The organism is Phenylobacterium glaciei, from assembly GCF_016772415.1.
GTDB lineage: Bacteria > Pseudomonadota > Alphaproteobacteria > Caulobacterales > Caulobacteraceae > Phenylobacterium > Phenylobacterium glaciei.
This window is the reverse complement of sequence record NZ_JAGSGD010000001.1, coordinates 1,363,756-1,389,302: the sequence shown is the minus strand read 5'-3', so window position 1 is coordinate 1,389,302 and position 25,547 is coordinate 1,363,756. Positions and strand designations below refer to the sequence as shown.

Below are 25,547 nucleotides of genomic sequence, written 5' to 3'. Positions count from 1 at the left end.
GGTGTTCGGATGCATGAACGTTTTGGAACTGTCACCGAGCGCGAGAAGGAGACGCTCCGTCTGCTCCTCAACGGTCATGACGCCAAGTCAATTGCCGTCGCGCTCGGGCTGTCGGTACACACGGTCAACGAGCGACTGCGCGAAGCGCGGAGAAAGCTCGGAGTCAGCAGCAGCCGGGAGGCCGCCAGGCTCCTGGCTCAGGTGGACGGTCCGGGTCCAAATATCTTGGGGGACAAACAAATTGGGGTCGCCGCGCCACTTAGGCAGGGCAATGAGCATGATCTGTCCGAAAAACCGCGACGCGAGGTTCGCACCATCGCGTGGCTCCTGGGAGGTGCAATCATGTTCGCAATGTTGGCGGCGGCTGTAGTCGCAACTGTTCCGCATGACGATGGCAAAACCACAGCCCCAACGAAGGCGGTCAGCGGTTCCACCGTGTCACCTGCGTCAGACAAGGCGGGCGTAAGCGCCGCCGAGAAATGGGTGAAGTTGTTGGATGGGCAACGTTGGGGCGAGAGCTGGAAGGCGTCCGGACGCTTGTTCAGGGCGCAGCTGACGGAGGACAGTTGGGCCGCCACAGTGAAACCCCTTCGACAGCAGTTTGGCCCTGTGGCTTCGCGGTCGCTCAACAGCGTTTCAAGCGCCAACGCGCTTCCGGGCGCTCCGAACGGCGAATACAAGATTGTCCAGTTTGCGACCGCGTTCGCAAACAAGCCTGACGCCGTTGAGACCGTTGTGGTGGCCCATGAGGGACCGGCATGGCGGGTGAATGGTTACTTCATCCGCTAAGAGGTGGAGCCGAAGCGGTCGCTCAGATGTCACCTTCCGGGTGGCCACTTTCCACCGCACGGCGATATCCTGAGGGCTCGCTTCCCGGCGGGGCCGTGGGAGACAGTCGCGAGCCCGCTGGCCATGTTGGCGAAGGCCAAGCGTCTGACTCCCTCCGGGATGGCCCTCTCCCGGCGAGACGCTGCCCGCCGATGGTGTCGTCGTTGGAGTCCTCTCGTCGGAACCCCTAGCCCAGCGCCGCCTTCACCGCCGCCACGCCGTCGGCGGCCTTGGATCCATCCGGAGCCCCGCCCTGAGCGAAGTCGGGGCGGCCGCCGGCGCCCTGGCCGCCCATGGCGATCACGGCGGCCTTGGCCAGCTCGGCGGCGTTGAACTTCGAAGCGGCCGCGCCCATCACCGCCACGGCGACGGCGGCCTTGCCGTCGGCGACGCCCACCATGGCGATGACGCCGTCGGGGACCTGCTTGCGGTATTCCTCGACGATGGGCCGCAGGTCCTTGCCGCCGACCCCGTCCATGACGCGCGCCATGAACTTGGTGCCGGCGATGTCTTCGATGGCGGTGGCTTCACCGCCCGAGCCGCCGCCGCCCATGGCCAGCTGGCGCTTGGCGTCGGCCAGGTCCTTCTCCAGCTTGCGGCGCTGGGCGTCGAGCGCGTCGACCCGGGCCAGGACCTCGGCCACCGGGGTCTTGAACTGGTCGGCCAGGGCCTTGGCGACGGCGGCCTGGTCGTTGAGGTAGCGGCGCGCGGACTCACCGGTCAGGGCCTCAATGCGGCGGATGCCGGCGGCCACGCCGGTTTCCGAGACGATCTTGAACAGGGCGATGTCGCCGGTGCGCGCCACATGGGTGCCGCCGCAGAGTTCGACCGAATAGTCGCCGTCACCCTCCAGCGCCTTGCCCAGCGCCAGGACGCGGACGCTGTCGCCGTACTTCTCGCCGAACAGGGCCATGGCGCCGGCCTCGATGGCCTCTTCCGGGGCCATCTCCTTGGTGACGGCCGGCAGGTTCTGGCGGATCACCGCATTGACCTGCGTCTCGATGGCGTCGAGTTCGGCCAGGGTCAGCGGGCCGCCGTGGCTGAAGTCAAAGCGCAGGCGCTCGCCATCCACCATCTGGCCCTTTTGCGAGACGTGGGGGCCCAGAACATTGCGCAGGGCCGCGTGCAGCAGGTGGGCGCCGGAGTGGTTGGAGCGCGTGGAGAGGCGCCGCTCGGCGTCCACAGCCAAGCGCACCCGCGCGCCGGGGGCGAGCGCGCCTTCGGTGATTTCCAGCACATGGACGTGCAGGTCGCCGGCCTGTTTCTGGGTGTCGATCACCTTGCCCTTGCCGCCGTCCCATTCGGCCTCGCCGGTGTCGCCGGCCTGGCCGCCGCTTTCCGCGTAGAAGGGGGTGGCGTCGAACAGGGCCTGGACGGTCTGGCCCTTCTGCGCCTTGTCGATTTCCGCGCCAGCCTCCACCAGGGCCAGCAGCTCGGCGATGGCCTCGACGGTGTCGTAACCCAGGAAGACGGTGGACCCGAGGCGCTCGCGGATGGCGAACCACTCGCCGGCGGCCGAGGCCTGGCCCGAGCCGGTCCAGGCTTCGCGGGCCTGGGCGCGTTGCTGGTTCATGGCGGCATCGAAGCCTTCCATGTCGACGGTCATGCCCTTACCGCGCACGGCGTCCTGGGTCAGGTCCACGGGGAAGCCGTAGGTGTCGTAGAGCTTGAAGGCGGTCTCGCCCGAGAGCACGCCGCCCTCGCTCATCTTGGCGGTGGCCTCGTCCAGCAGAGCCATGCCGCGGCCCAGCGTGCGGCGGAAGCGTTCCTCCTCCTGGCGCAGGGTCTCGACGATCACCGGCTCGGCGCGGCGCAGCTCCGGATAGGCCCCGCCCATCTCGGCGATCAGCACGGGCGCCAGGCGGTGCATCAGGGGCTCCTGCGCCCCCAGCAGGTGGGCGTGGCGCATGGCCCGGCGCATGATCCGGCGCAGGACGTAGCCGCGGCCCTCGTTCGAGGGCGAGACGCCGTCGGCGATCAGGAAGCTGGTGGAGCGCAGGTGGTCGGCGATCACCCGGTGCGAGGGGCCGTTGGAGCCGCCGGCCACCAGGGACTTGGACGCCGCGATCAGGGTGCGGAACAGGTCGATGTCGTAGTTGTCGTGCACGCCCTGCAGCACCGCGGCGATGCGCTCCAGGCCCATGCCGGTGTCGATCTGCGGCTTGGGCAGGGGCTGGCGCGAGCCGTCGGCGAACTGCTCGAACTGCATGAAGACCAGGTTCCAGATCTCCACGAACCGGTCGCCGTCCTCGTCCGGGCTGCCGGGGGGGCCGCCGGGGATGTGGGCGCCGTGGTCGTAGAAGATCTCCGAGCACGGGCCGCAGGGGCCGGTGTCGCCCATCGACCAGAAATTGTCGCTGGTGGAGATGCGGATGATCTTGTCGTCGGGCAGGCCGGCGATCTTCTTCCAGAGATCGGCGGCTTCCGTGTCGGTGTGATAGACCGTGACCAGCAGCTTCTCGGCCGGGATGCCGAATTCCTGGGTCAGCAGGGTCCAGGCGTAGGCGATCGCGCCTTCCTTGAAATAGTCGCCGAAGGAGAAGTTCCCCAGCATCTCGAAGAAGGTGTGGTGGCGGGCGGTGTAGCCCACATTGTCCAGGTCGTTGTGCTTGCCCCCGGCGCGCACCGACTTCTGGGACGAGGCCGCGCGCGGCGCGGGCGGAGTCTCGGCGCCGGTGAAGTAGTTCTTGAACGGCACCATGCCCGCATTGACGAACAGCAGGGTCGGGTCGTTCTGCGGCACGAGGGGAGCCGACGGAATGATCAGGTGATCATTCTTCTCGAAATAGCCCAGGAAGGCGCTGCGGATCTCGTTCAGGCTCGGCATGGCTCTAGACGCTAGACTTCAAAAAGGGGCGCGTATTGCGCTGCGACATTGGGGTCCGTTTACGAGACTTGAAGCCCCCCGCAAAGAAAAAGGACGCCCGGACCGAAGTCCGAGCGCCCTTCTCTTGCGTGAACGACCGTGCGGGGTCTGGCCCTCCGCCGCCAGCCGCGCGGTTGGCGGGGGCGCGGCGGCGGGTTTCGAGGGCCAAAGCGGCCGTCCACGTGACCGGGGGAAAGGTGGTCCGGCGGCGGATGAAGCCCGCGCGCCGACCGGCTCCTATTCCTCGTCTTCGCCCGCCGTGGGGCCGACCAGCAGTTCTTCCTGGATGACTTCCTTGGCGCCGCGGACCTGCTTTTCGATCGCATCGGCGATGTCGGGATTGTTCTTCAGGAACTCACGCACATTGTCGCGGCCCTGGCCGATGCGCTGGCTGTTCCAGGAGAACCAGGAGCCGGACTTCTCGATGACCCCGGCCTTGACGCCCAGGTCGATGATCTCGCCCAGCTTGGAGATGCCCTCGCCGTACATGATGTCGAACTCGACCTCGCGGAACGGCGGGGCCACCTTGTTCTTCACGACCTTCACGCGGACGTTGTTGCCCATGATCTCGTCGCGGATCTTCACCGACCCGGTGCGGCGGATGTCCAGGCGGACCGAGGCGTAGAACTTCAAGGCGTTGCCGCCGGTGGTGGTCTCCGGGCTGCCGTACATCACCCCGATCTTCATGCGGATCTGGTTGATGAAGATCACCAGGGTGTGGGTCTTGGAGATCGAGGCGGTCAGCTTGCGCAGCGCCTGGCTCATCAGGCGGGCCTGCAGGCCGGGCAGGCTGTCGCCCATCTCGCCTTCGATTTCCGCCCGCGGCGTCAGGGCCGCCACGGAGTCGATGACGATGATGTCCACGGCGCCGGAGCGCACCAGGGTGTCGGTGATTTCGAGGGCCTGTTCGCCGGTGTCCGGCTGGGAGACCAGCAGTTCATCCAGGTTCACGCCCAGCTTGTTGGCGTAGGAGGGGTCGAGCGCATGCTCGGCGTCGACGAAGGCCGCGGTGCCGCCGGCCTTCTGGACCTCGGCCACCACGTGCAGGGCCAGCGTGGTCTTGCCGGAGCTTTCCGGCCCGTAGATCTCCACGATCCGCCCCTTGGGCAGGCCGCCGATGCCGAGTGCGATGTCGAGGCCCAGGGACCCCGTGGAGACCGACTCGATCTCCATGTGGCTCTTGTCGCCAAGCTTCATCACCGAGCCCTTACCGAAGGCCCGATCGATCTGCGCCATCGCTGCTTCCAGCGCGCGCTGCTTGTCACCGTCTTCTCTTGCCACGAGTTTCAAAGCCGTTTGAGACGCCATACCAAGCACTCCCTATCCCATGATTCCGCCAACCAGGTGGGGTAGATCGCTCTCCCCGCCGCCGGACTCAGGTGTACTTAGTTTGTTCTCTGTTCACAAGATGTTCTTTTCGATGGGTGCGACCGAAATTGGCGTAGGGACCCCTGGTGGCGCCTCGGCTTCGCTTGGTTCAGCGGTCTAAGCCTGAGTCTCCGGCGCCGGAGGGCGTCTCTTCGAAAATGGGCCAGTCCGCGGGCTTGCCCATGTCGCTGCTTGGCGCTTCCGAACCGAAGTTGAACGCCTTCGGGCGCTCGGGAACGCTGAAGCTGGCGTCGCACCAGGCCGCGAGGTCGCGCCTCAGGGTGACAACATCAAGGGTCGGTGCGACCGGCACAATGAAGGCCTTCAGGCGAGCGCCCTCTTCTGGCCTCATGAGACGCACCATCGCGTCCTTGACCATCGGGTGTTCCAGAAGGCGCTGACGGACCAGCTCCGGCATGACGTTGACGCCGCCGACTTGCACGGCATGATCCCTGCGCCCCACCACGTGAAAGCTGCGCTCATCGCACCAAACCAGGTGATCCGGGGCGGCCACCGTCTCAACCGAACCATCGGAAAGCGTCCGATCGAGAGACGAGTCGTCGGAGCCGCGGCTCCAATAGGAAAACAGTCGAAACGCCGAGTCCGGACTTTCCCGAACGGACAAGCCCGCCGTCTCCGACGACCCATAGACCTCGACAAGACTTGCCACGCCACGTGCGGTCACCGCGCGCGCGACATCCGCAGGACAAGGCGCCGTCGAGGTGACGCCCATCACCTGCGATGTCGTGGAGACCCCGGCCCGGACGAAAGCCGTCCAGAAGGCCGGGTGCCCGATGACCAGGTCGCCGTCACGGAACATCGCCCCGACGCTGGTCGGCGATCTGCCCCGGATATCGATCACCGGGACGCCCAGTCGCTGGGGGAGAAGGATTGAGAAAAGGAATCCGTAGATGTGGTGGGCCGGAGCGGCGCAGAGGATGCGGTGGCGGCCCTGGAAGAGAGGCGCCAGTTCGGCGATCTCCTGCGCGAGATTCACCCCCGCGTGTTGCGAGGCTTTGGGCGTCCCGGTCGTACCCGACGTGCGGAAGGTTAGCTCTTCCGAAAAGCGTTCCAGGGAGGCGCCAACAATATCCACCCAGTCGCCGATGGTCCGCCGCGCCAGGAGGTAGTCCTCAACGCCCGCTCGATGCATCTGCACCGCCTCTGCGACCGCGCTCGCCAAGTTGAGCAGATCCAGAGAGTCGCACGCGAGGCCGGCCGAATCGACGAGGCTTAGCTCCCTCGCCCAAGGCCGCGCCGGCAGGATAGATCCGGGTCGGAGACGCGATATCTCGTCATCGACAAGGTCAGTCACGTAGCGGTGTGCGGCATCTGTATCGCGCCACCATGTCTCCAGACCCGGCATCGTCAAAACCCGCGTTGACCTCAGACCCGCTTGACGAACACCCAGTAGGTGTCATCGACCAGAGCCTTCTTCATGTGCACACGCACCTTGGTCGGCTTCATGTTGTAGTCGAAGGTGTATTCGAAGATCGTGTTCAACGTGCCGGAGACGACTCCCTTGTCGAATTGACCCTTGAACGCAGGCTTGTTTGTGCAGGGAGCGACTTCCGTGAAGAAGTTCTTGCCCAGCGTGGCGCGAGGATCGCGACCTGTGATCTCACCTTCCATCGCGTTGTACTGAAGCACCCGACCCGCTCGATCGAGCTGGATGGCTCCGAACGCCAACTTGTCGATCTCCGACGCGGACTTGTTCTTCAGCACATTTTCAATGTCGTCCGACCCAAACGTGACGATTTCCAATCCAGCCATTTTCCCGGTCTCCCATGAATGCAGTCAGGCTTGTGCCTGAGCCACAAACAGGTCGAGAAGACTTAACAATGATTTAATTTCGAACCCATGTGTCACTGCTCTGAACCCAGTCGGTGCGAAACGGCGTTTCGTAAGGCGTTTGGCGACGCGTGGACGTTAACGTGGTCCTAATTTCATTCCGGCTTCTCTGGCGGGGATCGTAGAGCGTGGCCGCGTCTTCGCGGCGAAACGCATCATAAGGGGGAGTCCGTGTCTCTGGTGGCGGCAGTGCGTCTCATGGCGGAAACGCTGGATCATGCCGTGGTGGTGACCGATGGCGCGCTGGATGCGCCAGGCCCCATCGTGCTCTATGTGAACCCGGCGTTTGAGCGGATGACCGGCTACACCTCGCAGGAAATGGTCGGCCGGAGTCCGCGCATACTGCAGGGCGCAGGCACCAGCCTGGCTGCGCGCAAGGCGCTGGCGCGGTCGCTGCGCGTCCCGCAGCCGCACGAGACCACGCTGGTCAACTACCGCAAGTGCGGCGAGGCCTATCGCTGCCACATCCAGGTCTATCCGGTCACTGACGAGTCGGGACGGCTGATCAACGCCATCGCCATTGAGCAGGAGGTGAAGCGAGGGCCGGGCCGACCACGCGCCGCACGGCATCTGCTGGGCAGCCAAGGCCCCCGCGCCCCCGATGGCGCTTGAACGCGAGTCACAATCAGGTTGTCTCGCGCCCTAGCCATACCGTTCCGGCGCGCGTCGCTCAGGGGCGCATAAGGCTGCACGCGTCATCGGTCGGGATGATCTCGCGCCTGCCGGGCTTGGTCCAGACCCAGGCCTGAAACGGTTGACTTGCGCGGGTCCCGCCGGCCATTTCGGACCCGGCGCAGGAGAGCGACTTGGCGAACCTCATCAACCTTCCGGTGATCTCGGACCCGCGGGGAAACCTGTCGGTGATCGAGTCGGGAGACCACGTCCCGTTCGATATCGCCCGGGTCTACTATCTCTATGACGTGCCCAGCGGATCGGTGCGGGCGGGCCACGCGCACCTGGCCCTGCACCAGCTGCTGATCGCGGTGTCCGGCAGCTTCGACGTACGCCTGCACGACGGAGTGTCTGAAGAGGTCGTCACGCTCAACCGCCCCCATATCGGCCTGCACATCGGCCCCATGCAGTGGCGCGAGATCGACAACTTCTCCTCCGGCTCGGTCTGCCTGGTGCTGGCCTCCACGATCTATGAGGAGGCCGACTACATCCGCGACTTCGACACCTTCCTGGCGCGCGCCAGGCCGTGAAGTTCTTCGACCTCAACCTCTCCGATCCGGGGCTGCGGGGCGAGATCGACCAGGCCTATGGCCGGGTGATGGACTCCGGCTGGATGATCCTGGGGCCGGAGCTGGCGGCCTTCGAGGCCGAGTTCGCCGCCTGGTGCGGCGCGGGCCACTGCGTGGGCGTCGGCAACGGCCTGGACGCGCTGACCCTCACCCTTCGGGCGGCCGGCGTTCAGGCCGGCGCCGAGGTGATCGTTCCGGCGCACACCTTCGCGGCCACCTGGATGGCGGTGGAGGCGCTCGGCGCCACGCCCGTCCCGGTGGAGGTCGATCCGCTCACCTACACGATCGGCGCCGCGGGCTGCGCGGCGGCGGTGACGGGCAAGACGGCGGCCATCGTGCCGGTCTCGCTCTATGGCCACCCCGTCGACCTGGAGCCGCTGATGGCGCTGGCGCGGCGGCACGGCCTGTTCGTGCTGGAGGACGCCGCCCAGAGCCACGGCGCGGCCAGCAACGGCGTCCGGACCGGGTCGGTCGCCCACGCCACGGCCTTCAGCTTCTATCCCACCAAGAACCTCGGGGCGCTGGGGGATGCGGGCGCGGTCACCACCAACGACGCAGGGATCGCCGAGCGCCTGCGCCGCCTGCGCAACTACGGCTCCGACCAGAAGTACGTGCAACAGACCCTGGGGGTGAACTCCCGGCTGGACGAACTGCAGGCCGCCTTCCTGCGGGTCTTCCTGCCGCGGCTGGATACCGCCAACGACCAGCGCCGGGCCCTGGCGAGCGCCTATGACGCGGCGCTCTCCGGCTCAGGCCTGACGACGCCAGCCGAGGCCAACTGGGCGCGCCACGTCTACCACCTCTATGTGATCCGCAGCCCCGAGCGCGACGCCCTGCAGGCCCGGCTGAAGACCGCCGGGATCGAGACCCTGATCCACTACCCCATCGCCTGCCACCTGCAGGCCGCCTTCGCCCATCGCGGCTTCAAGCGCGGCGATTTCCCCCTGGCCGAGGCCCTGGCCGACGAGGTGCTGTCCCTGCCGCTATGGCCGGCCATGCCTGTCGACAATGTGCGGCAGGTGGCGCTGGCTGTGCGATGAGCGAGCCCTCGGCGCTGGATCGGACGGCCTGGCAGCCGGCGCTGTTCGCCGAGCGTCTCAGCCGCTTTGCTCTCCTGAAGCTGCGCGCCGCGCCCTATGAGGACGCGCCGGTGCTTAGCGTCCTGCGCAACCACGCCTTCGAGCCGGTGGCCAGCGCTCTGCCCGCCTTCCTGCGCTTCGCCGATGTGCCGATGCGCCTGCAGCTCGGGGCGTATGACGACAGCCTGGTGATCCCAGAGGCCGCGGCTGGCGCCCACCTCGTCTGGCTGGACTTCACCCGCTATCCGAAGCTCTCCGACACTGAACTGGAAGCCTGGCTGCTGGACCGCCTGGACGCCCTGCGCGCAGTGTCCGCAGCCCCGATCATCGTGGCCAACGCGCCCGAGGGCGATGACCGCGCCGCACACCTGAACGCGGCCCTGGCGGGCTGGGCGGCGGCCACGCCGGGGGCGGCCATCCTGCCCCTGGACAGCTTGGCGGCACGTGAAGGTCCCGGCTTCTTCGACGAGGCCCGCGCCGCGGCGACGGGAACCCGCCTGTCGGACGCGGCCGCCTTGGAGACCGCACGGCGTCTGGGCCTGGAACTGCTGGCGGGTTTCTTCGCGCCGCCGGTCAAGGCCTTCGCCCTGGACCTCGACAACACCCTCTATGAGGGCGTCCTCGGGGAGGACGGTGTGGCCGGCGTGCGGCTCACCGAGGGCCATCTCGCGCTCCAGCGCCAGCTGGCGGAATGGGCCGGCCGGGGCGTCCTGCTGAGCGTGGTGTCGCGCAACACCCGTGAGGACGTCGACCAGCTGTTCGCGGCGCGGGCCGACTTTCCCCTGACGCCGGCGCACATCTCCGACTGGCAGGTCGGCTGGGGCGGCAAGGCCGAGGCGCTAAGGGCCACGGCGGCGGCCTTCAACATAGGCGCCGACAGCCTGCTGTTCATCGACGACAACCTGGGTGAACTGATCGAGGTCGCGGCGGCCCAGCCCGGCGTGCGGCTGCTATATGCCGGCGGACCTGCCTCCCAGACCGCGGCGGCTCTGACGCTCTATCCGGGCCTGCCGCGCGGCGCTGTGGCCTTCGCCGGCCGTGCCGCCGATATCGCCGCCAACGCCTCCCGGCGCGAACTGGCCGCCGCCGACCCCGCCAGCTACCTGGCCTCGCTGCAGGCGGTGCTGACCTTCACCCTGTCGCCCGCGGAGGACCGCGCGCGGCTGGTGGAGCTCAGCAAAAAGACCAACCAGTTCAACCTGGCCCTGGCGCGGCTCTCCGACGTCGCGGTGAGCGAGGCCCTGACCGCGTCCGAGCGTTGCGTCGTCCACGTCCGCCTGGCCGACCGCCTCGCCGACTCCGGCTCGGTGGCCGCGCTTTTCTTCCGGCGGCAGGACGACTATCTCGTGGTCGAGGAGTTGGTGATCTCCTGCCGGGCCCTGGGGCGGAAGCTGGAAGACCTGATGGTGACCGAAGCCCTGCGCCGCGCCCTGGCTGAACTGCCCGCCTCCAAGGTGGTGTTCAATCACGTCACCGGCCCCCGCAACGCGCCGGCGCGCGACTGGCTCGCCGCGTTCACCGGCCAGGCCATGACTAAGCAGGGCGCAGTCGAACTTCCCCTTCCCTCGCCGCCCGCCGGCCAGGATGTCGCCGTGGTCTGGACCAACTAGATGAGCAGCGCGGTCGACAACGACCTGGCCGAGATCGTCGGCCTGATCCTGGGGCGAGAGATCGCGCCCGGCGCGGACCTGGTGCGCGAGGACACGCCCGGCTGGGATTCGCTCAAGAATCTCGAGATCATCTTCGCGGTGGAGAGCGCCTTCGCGGTGAGCTTCACGCCCGACGAAATGGCCGCCATCCGCAGCCTCGCTGATATCCGGGCCAAACTCTCCCCGCCTGATGCGTCATAGTTTCGGGATCTCCGGATACCGGTTCGCCCTGCGCCCGGTGGAGGTGGCCGACGCCGCCTTCCTGGTGCGGGTGCGAACCGAGGCGGGCGGCCGCTTCATCCACGCGACCTCGCCCCGGGTGGAGGACCAGGTCGCCTGGATAGAGGCCTATGAAGCGCGTCCGGGCGACTACTACTTCATCATCGAGGACACCCGAGAGGGTCGACCGGTGGGGGCCGTCGGCATCTATGACGTCGCCGATAACCAGGCCGAGTGGGGCCGCTGGGTCGTGGAGAGCGGATCGGTCGGCGCCGTGGAGTCGGCCCTGCTAACCTATCGGGTCGCCTTCGAGCAGCTGGGTCTGGCGGCGGTCTATTGCCGAACCGTGGCCGACAACACCCAGGTGGTGTCGTTCCACGACTCTTCGGGCGCCGCCCGGATCGGCGTGCTGAAGGACCACGTCGTCCTCGACGGCCAGGCCCACGACAGCATCGAGCACCGCGTCGATCCCGCGCTCTGGGCGACGATGCGTCCGCGATTGGATATGATCGCGCGCCGCGTCGGGACGGCCTGAGGTCACATGCTCGATCGAGACGGATGCCGGTTCCACCACCTCGGCCTTGCCTGCCGCGACCTTACGAAGGAATCCGCGGCCTGGACGGGGCTCGGCTACCGGCCGGAGGGACCCATCTTCGTCGACCCCGTTCAGAAAATCCGCGGCTGCTTCCTGGTCGGGCCGGGCCCGCGCCTCGAACTGCTGACGCCCGAGGGCGAAGGCTCGCCGATCGAGGGCTACCTGGCGCGCGGGACCAAGATCTATCACCAGGCCTTCGAGAGCGACGCCTTCGAGAGCGACCTCGCCGCCCTGACCGCCCAGGGCGGCAAGGTAACGGCGGGTCCCGTGCCCGCTGTGGCCTTCGACGGGCGGAGGATCGCCTTCGTCCTGCTGCCGACCCTCAACCTCATCGAGCTCATAGAGGCTGCGCCATGACCACCATCGACGAGGAGCGCCAGCGCCTGGATCGCATCGCCGCGGAGTCGCTGTACGGCGCAGGGGCCAACCGGGCGACCATCGCCCACTCCTTCAAGGTGTTCGAACGCTACATCCGTCCGGGGCCGGTCCTGGAAATGGGCCCGGCCGAGGGACACATGACCGGCGACCTGGTGAGCACGAACCAGCCGCTGACGGTGGTGGAGGGCGCTGCGTTCTTCTGCGACTCCCTGCGGGCGCGGTTCCCGTCCGCCGAGGTGGTGCATTCCCTGTTCGAGGACTACGCCCCGGCCCAGGCCTTCGAGACCATCGTCCTGGGCCACGTGCTGGAGCATGTGGACGATCCGGTGAACATCCTGCGGATCGCCAGCGCCTGGCTGACGCCGACCGGCCGCATCCTGGCCGCCGTGCCCAATGCTCGCTCCCTGCACCGGCAGGCCGCTGTCATCATGGGCCTGCTGGCCTTCGAGGAAGAGCTGAACGGGGCCGACCACCACCACGGTCACCGTCGGGTCTACAATCCCGAGACCCTGCGGCGCGACTTCCGCGAGGCCGGCCTGGAGATCGAGGTGTTCGGCGGCTACTGGCTCAAGCCGGTCTCCAACGGCCAGATCGAGCGCGACTGGACCGAGGAGATGCTGACCGCCTTCATGACGCTGGGCGAACGCTATCCCGACATCGCCGGCGAAATCTACGTCGTGGCCCGCCGACGGTCCTAGACGACGGGCGCCGTCACATAGGTCTCGAAGCGCGTCATCTCCTCAGACAGCCGCGCGCTGAATTCAGGCTTGGCCATCTTCGCCGCAAGCTCGAGCGCTGCGTTGATGGCGCCAGGCAGTTCGTCGGGATGATGGACGGCAAGCCAACCAGATAGCGGCGACCCGTAGGTCAGCAGGGGCCCAAGTTCGGCCTCGATGGGGACGATGGCGGGAATGCCCACGGCCATGGCCTCCAGGATCGCCCGCGCGCCGACCTCGGGATAGCTGCCCAGATAGATGTCGACCTTCTGTTCCCGCAGCGCGGCCTGCAGGCTGGGGACGGGACCCAGGAAGACATAGCGCGCGGGATCAAGGCCCGCCGCGCTCAGGGCGCCGTGGATGTCGTCCCGCAGCGGATCGTCCCACGGGCCGATATGGACGACCTCCGCCTCCGGGCTCCGCAGCACCGGGATGACCCAGTCCGTCCACCTGCGCAGGCTCTCGCGCCCTTCATTGCGGTACTTTCCCGCCCCCCCGCAGGTGGCGACCCGCAATCGGCCGGAGCTCTCCTTCGCCGCGGCCTTTGAGGTCTTAAGGTCCGGCAGCGTCATCGCAGCATAGATCGCCGGAAGCCCGGCCTCGCGGCAGGCCAGGTGGCAGGTATAGGTCAGGTCCACGTGGGCCGAATACCGAACCGTCGCCCCAAGGCTGGGCAGGTGATCGGCGTGGTGGACGAACTCCGTCACGTGGCGGAACGGATAGGTGGCCGCCACCGCGCAGACGTCCATGTGGTGATGCAGCAGGAATATCCGCGTCGGCTTAATCGCGCAGAGCAGGCGGTAGAGCTCGATGGTCCGGTCCAGGACGCTGGGCGCCTTCAGCGCCAGCAGGGCGCGGCAATGGTAGCCACGCGCCGCCATGTCCTCGCCGATCAGCCTGCGGTAGGCGATGTTTCCGTAGAGGTCGGTCAGGATCAGGCTGACCTTCTCGGCCCCGATCAGGCGGGTGATGTCGGCCACCACCTTGCTATGGCCGCCGACCCCGTAGAGCTGGGTGGCGATCACGCAGACATTGTCGTTGCTCTTCTCGCCCCGGCGGTCGGCCAGCTGCAGGGTCGTCGCGATATGGGGGATCGTGTCGTCCAGGCCGTTGACGAACAGCTTGTGGCCCCGCACGTCGGCCGCCCCAAACGCCGGCGCGAACCGGCTCATCTTGGTCAGGACCGCATCCAGCGCCTCCGGGGCGCCCGCCGCCAGCACCTCGGCGGTCAGCTCGGGGGTTTCGAACTCGAGCGCCAACCACGCCTCCAGGGATTCGATCTGCGATCAGATGCCACTCTTCAAACCCCCACCGCAATGCCGGCCACCGATCACACGCCATGGCTCAGCTGATTAAGGTCCTGGTCACCGAGTCACCCGCAACTCCTCGTTTTGGCGTTCCCAGTGACAGAGTTTCGATGAGGCCATCTCCTTCCCCCGCTTTCGACCACGGCGCCGCCCTGCGCGTGCCGCCGGCCCATGACGGCCGAAGCTGGACCAAGCTGCTATACTGGCTGGGCGCTGACGGTCAGGCCCTCGACGAGACCGGCCTGGTGCAGGTTTCGACCCCCAACGGCTTAATGGTGGCCCGCCCAGGCGACTGGATCGTGCTGTCGGTCGGCGGTCAGTTCCACGTGGCCCACGCGGGCCCCCGGACCCTGGACGCCTGAGGATGCACACCGGCTCCTGCCTCTGCGGCGGTGTCCGGTTCGAAGTCCTCTGCGACCTGCCCGATATCCAGGCCTGCCATTGCCGCTCCTGCCGCAAGGCCCAGGGGACCGCCTTCGTCGCGGTCCTGCCGCTGGCCAAGGCCGACTTGCGCTTCACCGCCGGAACCGACCTGCTCACCGCCTTTGAGTCCTCGCCGGGCAAGGAGCGGGTGTTCTGTAAGGTCTGCGGCTCGCCGATCCTCAGCCTGGCCGCGGCCCTGCCCGACCGGGTCCGGCTGCGGGCCGGCGTCGTTGACGGCGACCTCGGCGTGAAGATCGCCTCCCACGCCTTCACCGGCCAGGCGGTGGACTGGTGCGCCGTCGATGACGACGCACCGCACTACACGGGCGCGCGACCCGCCTAGCTATTTCCCAGTCTTCGGATTGAGCCGCGCGGTTCCGCCGCCCGGCAGGTGCGCCTCATAGGGCCCAAAGCGAACATCCGGCTTCAGGTAGTCCGTCGAGACGTATTGGGCCCCGGACGCGAAGGCCTGGGTCTGCCGCGCGTGGTCATTGGCCCGGGCCTCCATCGTGTCGGCGTCGGCCCGCGTGCGCACGATCAGGCCGTTGGCCAGGGCCGCGTCGATTCGGGCCTTCAGCTCCGCAGGTTCGTTGAGGGTCACGTAGCCGGCAGCCGGCCCCTCGTCGGTGTTGATGAACATCGCCCGGCCCTCGAGCGACTTGCGCTGTCCCCGATAGATGTCGGTCTTGGCAGGTCCCTCATCCATGGCGAACATCACCTTGCCTCGCGCCGCCTTCAGCTTCGGCCAGCCGCCGGCCTTCACCGCGGCGGCCAGGGTCGGCGCCTTGCCCTGCACCTTGTCCGGCGTGATCAGGGCGCTATCGGGGAAGACCGAGCGAATCTCGGCGTCGATACCGTCCATGGCCTTGGCGTCGAAGGCCAGGGCCTGGGTCGCGCCCGGGAAGCCCGCACCGCCCTCCTTCAGGTTCATGATCACCAGGATCGGAACATGGTCGGGATGGGCCTGGGACCAGGCCCGGATCTCCTTCAGGCAACCCACGAAGGTCGGGCAGTTGGAGCGATAGTCCAGGTCCTGAACATGCATGACCTTCAGGCCCGGGGCCTTGAGGGGCGTGAAGTCATAGGGCGCGCTCTGCGCATCCCTCGCCATCTTCATGGCCAGGGGGTCGGCGTAGCGCCCGCCCTCGGGATCGTTCAGCAGATCGAGTTCCAACTGCCGGGCGCCGGCGTTCAATTCCACGGTCAGGCCGGGATGGGCGTAGTCGAGGTGCATGGCCTCGCCGGGGTTGGCCATCCGGACCAGGGCCATCTCGGCGGGCGCGATCGCCAGCTTGTAGCTGTTGTGGGTGCCAATGACCTGGATGGCGTTCATGGGCAGGGTATCGACGGACGCGCGGGTACAGCCGGGGGCGCCCGAAGGATGTTCCAGGTCGCAGTTGGCGGCGACCGCGAGACCGGCGGCCAGAAGCATCGAAATCATGTTCTCTCCCTAGAGCCGATCTGCGTCGGCTACGTGACGGAGCGTAGCCCCGTTTTGGTGCGGCAATTCCGCGAAAGCGTTGGCGTGCAAGGATTTTTCAAGACTTGCCGTGTCATGGCTAATTCTCTGATTACCACGATGGCGGCTTCGGGGGCGACATGGACGCGGGCCAGATGACACGGGCGGCGGCTCCGGCCGCTGGGCCCAAGGCGGGCGCGGCGTATCGCGCCACCCTGGCGGCCCACAGCCTGGCCATAGGTCCGCGCCTGGCCTTCGGCGTCACCGCAGCCTCCCTGCTCGCCATCGTCGGTCATCCCGGCCTCGCCCTGGCGCTCGCCGGCCTGGGCGCGGTGATCGCTCTTCTGGTCGGCCGCACGGTCCTGCGGGCGCGCGCCGACCTCCTGGTCCGCCAGGACGAAAAGAACCGTCTTATCCAGACCCTGACCGAGGCCCGCGACGAGGCCATGCGCCAAGCCGGACAGGCCGAGGTGGCCCGCGAGGACGCCCGCCGCGCCAGCCTGGCCAAGTCCACCTTCCTGGCCACCATGAGCCACGAGATCCGCACGCCCATGAACGGCGTGCTGGGCATGGCCCAACTGCTGCAGCGGTCCGACCTTTCGGGCCTGCAACGCAGCCAGGTCGACACCCTGATCAAGAGCGGCGAGCTACTGATGGTGATCCTGGGCGACATCCTGGACCTGTCGAAGATCGACGCCGGCCAGATGGAAATCGCCAAGAGCCCCTGCGACCTGCGCGCGCTGCTGTCGGAGATGGAGACCTTCTGGGCGCCCACCGCCGCCGAGCGGGGCCTGGCCCTGACCGTCGAGGTCGACGCCACGGTGCCGCCCTTCGTGGCGCTGGATCCTCGCCGCGTCCGCCAGGTGCTGTTCAACCTGGTGGGCAATGCACTGAAGTTCACCAAGGAGGGCGCGGTCACCATCACGGTGGACCGTGATCGCATGACGGACGCCCTTACCTTCGCCGTCTCTGATACCGGTGTCGGGATCAATGCCGACGACCTCCCCCACCTGTTCCAGAAGTTCAGCCAGGGCGACGCCTCCGACGTCCGCCGCTTCGCCGGCGCCGGGCTGGGCCTGGCCATCTGCCGCGAACTCTCCTCCCTGATGGGGGGCAAGGTCGCCGTCGAGAGCGAACTTGGCGTGGGCTCGACCTTCAGGGTGAGCCTGCCGCTCGAAGAAACCGCCGCGCCGGCCGCCGAGGACATCGCCGCCCAGGCGATCGCGCAGGATGAGGCCCCGGCGCTCTCCATCCTCTGCGCCGACGACAATCCCACCAACCTGCTGGTGCTGGAGCAGCTGCTGGGCGCCATGGGCTTCCGCATCCGCGTCGCGAGCGGCGGCCGGGAGGCCCTGGAGGCCATGACCACCGAGACCTTCGACCTGGTGCTGATGGACATCCAGATGCCGGAAATGACCGGGATCGACGTGCTCCAGGCCCTTCGCGCCCAGGCCGGTCCGAACCGCCAGACCCCGCTGATCGCGGTGACCGCCGACGCCATGACCCTGGGCGCCGACCGCTATCGCGACCTCGGCTTCGCCGGCCTCGTCACCAAGCCGGTCCAGGTCCAGAGCCTGGTCTCGGCCATGATGGCCGCCGTCGCCAATCCGGAGGACGATGCGGACAGCGACCTGGCCGCCACGGCCTAAAGGCTGATTTCCAGCGGCGTCGCGGGCAGCCGGCCCGCGACGATGCCGGGCAGCAGCTCCCGCAGTCGCTCGGGATAGATGGCCTCTTCGGTGGCGGCGATCTCGTCGGCGCTCCACCAGCGGACGTCGTCCAGCAGCTCCACCTCGTGGGCTTCCCAGGCCACCCGGCTGGGCTCTCCGCCGGGGCAGTGGGCGACGAAATAGCTCTCCCGCATCATCACCGTCTCGCCACTGTGCAGGGTGAAGGCGCTGGCCCGCACCCAGACCACAGGCCCCAGCTCCACGTCGGTGAAGCCGGCCTCCTCGGCGATCTCACGCACGGCGGCGGCCTCCAGAGTCTCACCCTCATCGACCCCGCCACCCACCGTGAACCAGAAGCTGGGCGCGTCGGCGGCCTCTGTGGCCCGGCCGCGCACAAGCAGGATATGGCCCCGCGGATCGAACAACAAAACCCGGGCCGTCAAACGATCACGCACGGAACAACTGGCTCCCGATGAAGACTGTCGAACAATAATCCACAGCGCTCCAGGTGTCGCTTCAGAAGAGGCCAATCTCCACAGAGATTGATCTGTGTATTTTCGCGCCAGTCCTTTGTACTCGAAATGCTGCGCCAGAAGGCCGCACCGGTCCCAGGCCGCGAAGAACGCCGTTTTCACCAGGCGTTAAGCTGCGCCGGGCGAAGGTTTGCATTGATCATGGGGACCCGCGCCTTGGCTGTCGCATCACACCGTTTGCTCGGGTTCGCGTTCGCCAACGCGGACCTTCTGCTGGAGATCGCCGCCGACGGCCAGATCGCCTTCGCGATCGGCGCCAGCGAAGCCCTGTCGGGCTCCCGGGAGACCGCCCTTGTGGGCCGCGCCTGGCGCGATTTCATCGACGCGCGCGACCGGACCATGGTCCAGGCCCTGCTCGACGGCCTCACCGAGGGCAAGCGCGGCGGCCCCCTTGTGGTCACCCTGGCCAGCAAAGGCGGCGTCGAGCGCGCCGCGGCCATGTCGGTGTTCCGCCTGCCGGGCAATGACGGCGCCATCTCCTGCACCTTCAGCCGCGCGGCCCCCAGCGCCAGCCATGGACTGCACGACAAGGCGGGCCTGGAAGCCGTCACCGCGGCTCTGTTCGAAACCAACAAGGCGACCGGTCTGGAGATGGAGCTGGCCTTCATCGAGATGGGCGGCCTGACCTCCCTGCGTAAGGTGCTCGGCCCGGAAGCCGCCAAGGACATGGAGCTGCGCCTGGCCGGCGCCCTGCGCGCCCAGTCGCACGGCGGCGGCGCGGCGGCTGATCTCGGCGGAGACCGTTACGCCCTGGTTCGCCACACCGGGGAAAGCGGCGAGGCCCTGGCCCAGCGCCTGCTGCACCTCCTGGCCGTAGATCCCGCCCATGGGGTCGAGGCCATGGCCAAGACCTTGTCGCTGAAGGGCGAGGCCTCCCCCGCCCAGGTCCTGCGGGCCCTCCGCTATTCCCTCGACAATTTCATCAAGGACGGGCTCGACGCCGCCGCGCCCGCCTCGCTCAACGAGGCCGTCAGCCGCTCCGTGCGCCGCACCCTGGTGGAGGTCGGCGCCCTGGGCCAGGCCGTGGCCGACCGCAACTTCCGCCTCGTCTACCAGCCGGTGGTGGACCTGAAGAAGTCCTGCGCGGTCCACCACCACGAGGTCCTGGTCCGCTTCGGCGACAACGCCAGCCCCTTCCCCATGATCCGCATGGCCGAGGAGCTGGACCTGATCGAGCCCCTGGACATCGCGGTGATCGAACGCACCATCGCCAAGCTGGTGGCCGAGCCCACCCTGAAGCTGGCCGCCAACATCTCCGGCCGCACCATCACCAGTTCCGCCTTCGTCGAGGCGGTGCGCACCCTGCTGGCCGACAATACCAAGGCCCAGGGCCGGCTGCTGCTGGAACTGACCGAGAGCGCGGCCATCGAGGACCTGGCGCTGGCCGACCGCCACCTGCAGGCGCTGCGGGCCGAGGGGATCCTGATCTGCCTCGACGACTTCGGAGCCGGAGCGGCCTCGCTGGCCTATCTGCAGCAGCTGTCGCTGGACATCGTGAAGATCGACGGCCGCTACATCCGCGAACTGCAGCACGGCGGCCGCGAGAGCACCTTCATCCGCCATCTGGTGACCATGTGCGCCGAGCTTGGCGTGCGCACCCTGGCCGAGATGGTGGAGACCCCGCAGGCCGAGGAGGCCGTGCGCCGCGCCGGGGTCGACTACGCGCAAGGCTGGCTCTACGGCGCGCCCATGGACGTGGCCGCCACCACAGCGGGCCTGGCCAACACCAATGTCAAACCCGCCGCCCGTCGGGTGGGAGCCGTCGACGGTTGGGGCTAGACCCGCGACCTCAGGACTGCGTCGCCACCCACTCAGCCATATGCCGTTCCAGCACCGTCATGGGCATGGCGCCCGAGAGCAGGGCCGCGTCGTGATACGCTTTCAGGTTGAACTTCCCGCCTAGCTTGGCCTTGGCGCCGTCGCGGATCTTCATCCAGCGGGTATGGCCGACCTTGTAGCTGCAGGCCTGACCTGGCGCGACGCAGTAGCGTTCCACCTCCCGCTGGGCGCGGCTCTTGGGATAGCCGGTGACGGCGACCATGTAGTCGGTGGCCTTCTCGCGGCTCCAGCCCTTGGCGTGCAGGCCGGTGTCGATCACCAGGCGTGAGGCGCGGAACAACAGGGATTGCAAAAAGCCCGCCTGGCCCAGCGGATCGCCGTCATAGGAGCCGGTCTCGCTGGCCAGCTGCTCGGCATAGACCGCCCAGCCTTCCGAGAAGGCCGAGAAGCCGCCGCCGGTGCGACGGATGATGGGGATTCGGGTGCTCTCCTGGGCCAGGGCGATCTGCAGGTGATGGCCCGGAACCGTCTCGTGATAGACGAGCGTCGGCAGGTTATATTTCGGCCACTCGTGGGTGTCCTTCAGGTTGATGAAGAACGCCGCCGGGCGCGAGCCGTCCAGGGCCGCGCTCTGGTAGTAGCCGTTGGACGCCCCGTCCTGGATGAAGGCCGGCACCCGCTTCACCTCAACCTTGGCCTTGGGCAGGGTGTCGAAGGCCAGCGGCAGGGTCTTGTAGACCTCGACGATCTGGACGTTCAGCGCCGCGATCAGTTCGGCGCGCCCCTCGTCGGTATTGGCGTAGACCTGGGCCGGGTCGTTGTTGAGGGCGTTTAGGCGCTCGGCCACCGTGCCCTTGGTCATGCCCTGGCTCTTCAGGATGGTGTCCAGCCGGCCGGTGATGTCGGCCACCTGGTCGAGGCCCAGCTGGTGGATGTCCTGCGGCGTCATGGTGGTGGTGGTCGAGGCCTCGCAGGCGTCGGCATAGTAGGCGGCCGCGTTCTTCAGGCGCCCGATACCTGCTTCGGAGGTGGCGATGGCGCGGTTGGCCGTAACCGCGGCGATCTGGCGATCGAGGGCGGGGTAGATCTCCTCGGCGACGATCCTGGCGGCCGGCGTGGCGTAATCGGTGGTCAGGCCCGCGGCCTTGGCCTTGGCCACCAGCGAGGTCACCAGCACGGTCTTCTCCGGCGGCTGGTCGCGCAGGGCCTTGAGCTGGGCCAGCGTCAGATCGCAGACGAAGTCGGGCGGCACGACGCCTGAGGCGACATCGGACTTCATCCGCGCCAGGTCCTGGTCCAGCACCTTGCCGAAGGCGTGCAGGCGGGAAATCCAGGCGTCCGCGTCGGCGGCGGTCGCCACCCGGTGCTGATTGTCCAGGAAGTCGGGGATGTCCTGATAGGCGCCGTTCTGCTGGCTGATCACATAGGGCGAGAACCGGCCACCCACCGCGCCGAACCTGTATCTCTCACCATTCGAGAGGGCATGGCTGTTCTGATAGAACACCACGTCGAGGTCGACCTTGGAGGCGGGCGACAGGGCGTTGCGGTCGATGGCGTTCAGCGCCGCGACCCGGGCCTTCACCTTGGCCAGCCGCGCGTCCCGCGCCGCCGCCGAGCGGTCATCCAGCTGACCCTTCAGCGCCACCCGCGCACCCTTGTCCAGGCCCAGCGACGTGGCCCGCTCGGGGCTGTCGTCCACCTGGTCCTCGAAAATCTTGTCCAGCAGGGTCTTGAGTTTGGCGTCCTCGCCGCCTTGGGCCAGGGCGGGCGCGGCGGTCATCAGGGCCGCGCCAGCGGTGGTGGCCAGGAAGCTGCGTCGGTCGAGAATGGTCATGGGAGTCCCTAGGCTTTGTTGGCCGCGATGTAGTTATCGATAACGGCTTCCAGCACCGTCAGCGGCATGGCGCCCGACAGCAGGCCGGCGTCGTGGAACTTGCGGATGTCGAACCGTGGCCCTAGCGCCGTGCGCGCCTTCTCCCGCAGCCGCAGCCAGGTGAGCTTGCCCACCATGTAGCTGCAGGCCTGGCCCGGCCAGACGCAATAGCGCTCGATCTCGGTGATCGCCGAGCTTTCCGGTTCGCCGTCGATCTCCATCATGGTGGCGATGGCCTTCTCGCGGCTCCAGCCCATGGCGTGCAGGCCGGTGTCCACCACCAGCCGGCCCGAGCGGAACAGCGACGACTGGATATAGCCGATCTCCCCCAGCGGGTTGTCGGCATAGACGCCCATCTCCTGGGCCAGCTTCTCGGCATAGAGCGCCCAGCCCTCGCCATAGGCCGACAGGAAGGTGGCGCGCCGGATCATCGGCAGATCGGCTTCCTGCTGCAGGGTGAGCTGCAGGTGGTGGCCCGGAATCCCCTCGTGATAGGTCAGGGTCGGCAGGGTCCAGGTGGGGTATTCGGCGGTGTCGCGCAGGTTGATCCAGTAGATGCCCGGCCGCGAGCCATCCAGGGTGGCCTGATTGTAGTAGCCGCCTGGCGCGCCCGCCTCGATGAACTTGGGCACCCGCTTGATATCCAGCGGCGCCTTGGGCAGGGCGCCGAAATACTCCGGCAGCCGCTTGGACATCGCCTGGATCTGCAGGTTCAGGTCGGCGATCAGCTTTTCCTTGCCCAGGTCGGTATTGGGGTAGTGATACTTCTTCTCCTTGAAGAGCCCCTGGATCCGCGCGCCCACCGAGCCCTTGGTGTAGCCCTGGGCCCTCAGGATCACGTCGGCCCGCGCCGACAGCTCCCTGGCCTGCTCCAGCCCGATCTGGTGAATCTCGGCCGCCGACAGCGTCGTGGTGCTCGAGTTCCTCAGGGCCAGGGCGTAATAGGCCTCGCCGTCCGGCCGCCCGCCGATCCCGGCGTCGTGGGTCGCCTTGGACCGCGTTTCCTTCATGAAGGCGACCTGCCGCTCCAGGGCGGGCCGCACCTTCTCCAGGAAGATCGTGGAGGCCTCGGCGCCGTAGTCGCCAGCGATGCCCTTGTCCTTCACCTTCTTGACCAGCTGGCTCACCAGCGGCGAGGCGGCAGGCGAGGTCCGCAGGTTGTTCATCTGGGTCAGCGCCTTGTCGATGGCGAAGTCCGGCGGGATCATCCCCAGGCCCACGTCACGACGCGCCCGCTCGGTCTCCTGGTCCATCTGGACGGCGTAGGCTTCGAGCCGGACCAGATAGGCGTCGGCGTCGTCCTTGGTCTCGACCACGTGCTGGTTGCCCAGGAAGTCCGGCGTCGAGCGATAGGAGCCGTTGAGCTGCGACAGCACATAGGGCTGGCCCGCGCCCTCCGAGCCATACTTGAAGCGCCTGTTGGCCTCGTCGGTGTTGGCCAGGCCGAAGATCACCGAGGCGTAGTTTATGGCGCTCATGCCGGTCAGCTGCGCGGGGTCTATGGCCCTCATGCGGGCCAGCTGGTCGGCGGTGCGGGCGCGGTCCTTTTCCAGGTCCTCGATGGAGGCGTCCGACAGCTGGCGCTTGGCGGCGGCCCGGGCGCCCTTGTCGAGACCGAGCTGGGTGACCAGCTCCGGGGAGTCGTCCAGGGTCTCGTCGAAGAGGACGTCCAGCAGCTTGGCCAGCTGCTGGTTGGCGCCGGGGCCGGGCGGTGGCGCGGGGGGCAAGGCGGCGGACGGCGCGGGTGCAGGCTTGGCGGTGGCGCATCCGGCCAGGGCGAGGGTCGCGCCGGCGGTGAGCAGAAGTTCGCGGCGGCTGCGCATAGCGCCCTCCCGAGTTGTTACAATTGTTACGCAAGACCCTAGGTGGGTCGCTCTCCCGGCGGAAGCCGTCGCCTGGGTTAATTCGCTGTAATCCGGACGGCGGCTGGCGCGCGGTCTTGCTGGTCCCTCAGGCGGCGCGCATAGCACGCGACATGACCATCGAATTCCATCTGAAGGCCCATCCGGGCGAGGACCTGCGCCGGTTCGAGACCACCCCGGTCTTCTGGGCCGATACGCCACCGGTCCGTCCCTGGGACGCCCCCGTCAAGCCGACCGACCTGGCCTTCCTGATCCGAGCGAACGCCACCGGTGAGCTGGAAGCCGTGACCCGCCGCTGGTGGATGGTGCCGGCCTTCCACAAGGGTCCCGTCTCCGCCTGGAAGACGCTTTGCGCCAACGCTCCGGTCGACGCCCTGGAGACCTCGCCGATCCTCCGGGAGGCCTATGGCGCCCGCCGGGCCCTCGTCCCGCTGACCTCGTTCATCGTCTACGGAGAACCGCCCGGCTGGCGCAAGGGTCAGCCCAAGCGCCGCTGGGAGGCGACCTGGACGCCCGCGAACCCCGCCGACAAGGTCCGCTACTTCGCCGCCATCTGGGACAAGGCCGAGACCGCCGATGGCCCGCTGGAAAGCTTCGCCATCGTCACCGGTCCGGCTGGCGCGGACCTCGCCGACCTGCAGGACTCCCAGCCCGCCGTCCTGACCCTGGCCCAGGGCCTGGACTGGCTGAAGCTGGAGGGCCCCGGCAAGGCCGGCCTGGTCACCGAGACCCCCGCCGGGACCTATGAGCTGAACGAGCAACCCCGGGAACAGGCGATGTCCCGCGAACTGCGCCGCTCGCTCTAACCCAGGGAAATCCAACCGGCTGGCAGGGCGGTGAGGGTCACGTTGACGAGCACCACGCGGTCGCTCCCGCCCATGTCCACCACCGTGTCGGAGCCGACCTGGCTGACGGTGTAGGGCGGGGCAAAGTCGAGCACCAGGCGGTCACCCTGGGCGTAGTTGAAGTCGGTGATCCGATCCAGGCCGCCGCCGACGAAGGCGTGGAAGGTGTCGGCGCCGGTTCCGCCGGCGACAGTGTCGTCGCCGCGATCACCCCACATCAGGTCGTTGCCGGCCCCGCCGTCGAGGCTGTCATTGCCCTGGCCGCCACGCACCCAGTCCTCACCGTCGCCGCCGAACTGGGTGTCATTCCCCAGGTTGCCGTAGACGATGTCGCCGCCGCCCTCGCCGTACAGCAGGTCGTTGGCCTGGCCGCCCACCACCCAGTCGAAGCCCTCGCCACCGCGCAGGGTGTCGTTGCCCTGGTTGCCATTGATATCGTCGAAATTGGCCCCGCCGACGATGCTGTCGTCACCGGCGTCGCCCCTCAGGTAGTTGGAGTCCGCGCCGCCCAGGATCAGGTCGTTACCGTCGCCGCCGTTGACGATGTCGTTCCCCGCGCCGCCGTCCAGCGTATCGGCGCCGCTGCCACCGGCGATGCTGTCAGCGCCGGTCAGGCCCCGCAGGACGTCGTTGTAGAGGCCGCCGGAAATGCTGTCCGCACCGGCCAGGATGTAGGCCTTCGCCGCCTCATTCTGGCCGGCCGCCGCCCACTGGAGGAAGGTGACAACCGGAACATTGGTCCCGGTGATGTCGAACACAACCTGCCCGGAATCGGTCTCCTGCAGGCGGGTCATGGCCCCGCCGGTCAATTGACCTTGGCCGTTATAGGTGAAGCTGCCGAAGAAATTGTCATTGATCCCGCTGCCCGATGTCGTGATCTGGATCGCGTTGGCGACCGTCACATCGCCCGACAGGAGGTAGGCGAGGTCGAGTTGATCGAAATCCACGCTGAAATTACCGACGACGACTGTGGTCATTCTATCCCCTAAGCTTTACTTCAGATAAC

General features: G+C 67.7%; 24 protein-coding genes. 14 read left to right on the top strand and 10 right to left on the bottom strand.

Features of this window, described 5'->3' with window-relative positions; genetic code table 11:
- Positions 1-9 precede the first annotated feature (9 nt).
- Entirely contained in the window at positions 10-789 is a 780-nt protein-coding gene (locus JKL49_RS06715) for a helix-turn-helix domain-containing protein (protein WP_215339202.1), read from the top strand.
- Between the two features lie 226 nt (positions 790-1,015).
- Here JKL49_RS06715 and alaS read toward each other — a convergent pair whose 3' ends face one another.
- From alaS to pyp, 4 genes are all read right to left on the bottom strand, one after another.
- Positions 1,016-3,655 (bottom strand): alanine--tRNA ligase, encoded by a 2,640-nt coding sequence (gene alaS / locus JKL49_RS06710; protein WP_215339201.1) that lies wholly within the window; start codon positions 3,653-3,655, stop codon positions 1,016-1,018.
- Positions 3,656-3,931: 276 nt separating this feature from the next.
- The gene (gene recA / locus JKL49_RS06705) at positions 3,932-5,002 is read right to left on the bottom strand and encodes a recombinase RecA (protein WP_215339200.1); all 1,071 of its coding nucleotides are present in this window, start codon (positions 5,000-5,002) and stop codon (positions 3,932-3,934) included.
- A gap of 169 nt (positions 5,003-5,171) precedes the next feature.
- Positions 5,172-6,428, bottom strand: coding sequence for an AMP-binding protein (locus JKL49_RS06700; RefSeq protein ID WP_215339199.1), 1,257 nt, complete (start codon positions 6,426-6,428; stop codon positions 5,172-5,174).
- A 20-nt stretch (positions 6,429-6,448) separates the two neighbouring features.
- Positions 6,449-6,835 carry a photoactive yellow protein gene (gene pyp, locus JKL49_RS06695; protein ID WP_215339198.1) on the bottom strand — a complete coding sequence of 129 codons (387 nt, stop codon included), beginning with the start codon at positions 6,833-6,835 and terminating at the stop codon, positions 6,449-6,451.
- A 249-nt stretch (positions 6,836-7,084) separates the two neighbouring features.
- On the opposite strand from pyp, the gene JKL49_RS06690 reads away from it, so the two are divergent.
- The 8 genes from JKL49_RS06690 to JKL49_RS06655 all read left to right on the top strand — a co-directional run bounded on the left by JKL49_RS06690 (position 7,085) and on the right by JKL49_RS06655 (position 12,772).
- Positions 7,085-7,525, top strand: coding sequence for a PAS domain-containing protein (locus JKL49_RS06690; protein WP_215339197.1), 441 nt, complete (start codon positions 7,085-7,087; stop codon positions 7,523-7,525).
- Between the two features lie 194 nt (positions 7,526-7,719).
- Positions 7,720-8,115, top strand: coding sequence for a sugar 3,4-ketoisomerase (locus JKL49_RS06685; protein WP_215339196.1), 396 nt, complete (start codon positions 7,720-7,722; stop codon positions 8,113-8,115).
- Positions 8,112-9,194 carry a DegT/DnrJ/EryC1/StrS family aminotransferase gene (locus JKL49_RS06680; RefSeq protein ID WP_215339194.1) on the top strand — a complete coding sequence of 361 codons (1,083 nt, stop codon included), beginning with the start codon at positions 8,112-8,114 and terminating at the stop codon, positions 9,192-9,194. The genes JKL49_RS06685 and JKL49_RS06680 overlap by 4 nt, the downstream gene beginning before the upstream one ends.
- Positions 9,191-10,843, top strand: coding sequence for an HAD-IIIC family phosphatase (locus JKL49_RS06675; protein ID WP_215339192.1), 1,653 nt, complete (start codon positions 9,191-9,193; stop codon positions 10,841-10,843). The genes JKL49_RS06680 and JKL49_RS06675 overlap by 4 nt, the downstream gene beginning before the upstream one ends.
- Positions 10,844-11,083 carry an acyl carrier protein gene (locus JKL49_RS06670; RefSeq protein WP_215339190.1) on the top strand — a complete coding sequence of 80 codons (240 nt, stop codon included), beginning with the start codon at positions 10,844-10,846 and terminating at the stop codon, positions 11,081-11,083. It abuts the gene before it with no gap.
- Positions 11,073-11,636, top strand: coding sequence for a GNAT family N-acetyltransferase (locus tag JKL49_RS06665; protein ID WP_215339188.1), 564 nt, complete (start codon positions 11,073-11,075; stop codon positions 11,634-11,636). Before JKL49_RS06670 ends, JKL49_RS06665 begins: the two co-directional genes overlap by 11 nt.
- 6 nt (positions 11,637-11,642) lie before the next feature.
- The gene (locus JKL49_RS06660; RefSeq protein WP_215339186.1) at positions 11,643-12,053 is read left to right on the top strand and encodes a VOC family protein; all 411 of its coding nucleotides are present in this window, start codon (positions 11,643-11,645) and stop codon (positions 12,051-12,053) included.
- Positions 12,050-12,772, top strand: coding sequence for a class I SAM-dependent methyltransferase (locus JKL49_RS06655; protein ID WP_215339184.1), 723 nt, complete (start codon positions 12,050-12,052; stop codon positions 12,770-12,772). Before JKL49_RS06660 ends, JKL49_RS06655 begins: the two co-directional genes overlap by 4 nt.
- Here JKL49_RS06655 and JKL49_RS06650 read toward each other — a convergent pair.
- Positions 12,769-14,049 carry a glycosyltransferase family protein gene (locus JKL49_RS06650; RefSeq protein ID WP_215339182.1) on the bottom strand — a complete coding sequence of 427 codons (1,281 nt, stop codon included), beginning with the start codon at positions 14,047-14,049 and terminating at the stop codon, positions 12,769-12,771. The two genes, JKL49_RS06655 and JKL49_RS06650, sit on opposite strands and share 4 nt — an antisense overlap.
- A gap of 158 nt (positions 14,050-14,207) precedes the next feature.
- Here JKL49_RS06650 and JKL49_RS06645 point away from each other — a divergent pair, with 158 nt between their 5' ends.
- The gene (locus JKL49_RS06645) at positions 14,208-14,459 is read left to right on the top strand and encodes a hypothetical protein (RefSeq protein ID WP_215339180.1); all 252 of its coding nucleotides are present in this window, start codon (positions 14,208-14,210) and stop codon (positions 14,457-14,459) included.
- A 2-nt stretch (positions 14,460-14,461) separates the two neighbouring features.
- A complete protein-coding gene (locus tag JKL49_RS06640) occupies positions 14,462-14,863 on the top strand; it encodes a GFA family protein (protein ID WP_215339179.1) in 402 nt (133 codons plus the stop codon).
- Here the strand turns inward: JKL49_RS06640 and JKL49_RS06635 are convergent, their stop codons facing one another.
- Positions 14,864-15,961, bottom strand: a complete 1,098-nt coding sequence (locus tag JKL49_RS06635; RefSeq protein WP_215339178.1) for a phosphatidylinositol-specific phospholipase C1-like protein — start codon at positions 15,959-15,961, stop codon at positions 14,864-14,866.
- Positions 15,962-16,119: 158 nt separating this feature from the next.
- Here JKL49_RS06635 and JKL49_RS06630 point away from each other — a divergent pair, with 158 nt between their 5' ends.
- Positions 16,120-17,628, top strand: a complete 1,509-nt coding sequence (locus JKL49_RS06630; protein WP_215339177.1) for an ATP-binding protein — start codon at positions 16,120-16,122, stop codon at positions 17,626-17,628.
- Here JKL49_RS06630 and JKL49_RS06625 read toward each other — a convergent pair.
- Positions 17,625-18,104, bottom strand: coding sequence for an NUDIX hydrolase (locus tag JKL49_RS06625; RefSeq protein WP_215339176.1), 480 nt, complete (start codon positions 18,102-18,104; stop codon positions 17,625-17,627). The genes JKL49_RS06630 and JKL49_RS06625 overlap by 4 nt on opposite strands.
- A 234-nt stretch (positions 18,105-18,338) precedes the next feature.
- Between JKL49_RS06625 and JKL49_RS06620 the strand changes: the two genes are divergently transcribed.
- Complete coding sequence (locus tag JKL49_RS06620) at positions 18,339-19,961, top strand: EAL domain-containing protein (RefSeq protein WP_249778040.1); 1,623 nt, start codon at positions 18,339-18,341, stop codon at positions 19,959-19,961.
- 10 nt (positions 19,962-19,971) lie between these two features.
- Here the strand turns inward: JKL49_RS06620 and JKL49_RS06615 are convergent, their stop codons facing one another.
- Both JKL49_RS06615 and JKL49_RS06610 read right to left on the bottom strand, forming a co-directional pair.
- Positions 19,972-21,795, bottom strand: a complete 1,824-nt coding sequence (locus JKL49_RS06615) for a DUF885 domain-containing protein (protein ID WP_215339175.1) — start codon at positions 21,793-21,795, stop codon at positions 19,972-19,974.
- An 8-nt stretch (positions 21,796-21,803) separates the two neighbouring features.
- Entirely contained in the window at positions 21,804-23,657 is a 1,854-nt protein-coding gene (locus JKL49_RS06610) for a DUF885 domain-containing protein (protein ID WP_215339174.1), read from the bottom strand.
- A gap of 152 nt (positions 23,658-23,809) precedes the next feature.
- Between JKL49_RS06610 and JKL49_RS06605 the strand changes: the two genes are divergently transcribed.
- Entirely contained in the window at positions 23,810-24,502 is a 693-nt protein-coding gene (locus JKL49_RS06605) for an SOS response-associated peptidase family protein (protein ID WP_215339173.1), read from the top strand.
- Here the strand turns inward: JKL49_RS06605 and JKL49_RS06600 are convergent.
- Positions 24,499-25,518 (bottom strand): calcium-binding protein, encoded by a 1,020-nt coding sequence (locus JKL49_RS06600; protein ID WP_215339172.1) that lies wholly within the window; start codon positions 25,516-25,518, stop codon positions 24,499-24,501. The genes JKL49_RS06605 and JKL49_RS06600 overlap by 4 nt on opposite strands.
- Between the last annotated feature and the right edge of the window lie 29 nt (positions 25,519-25,547).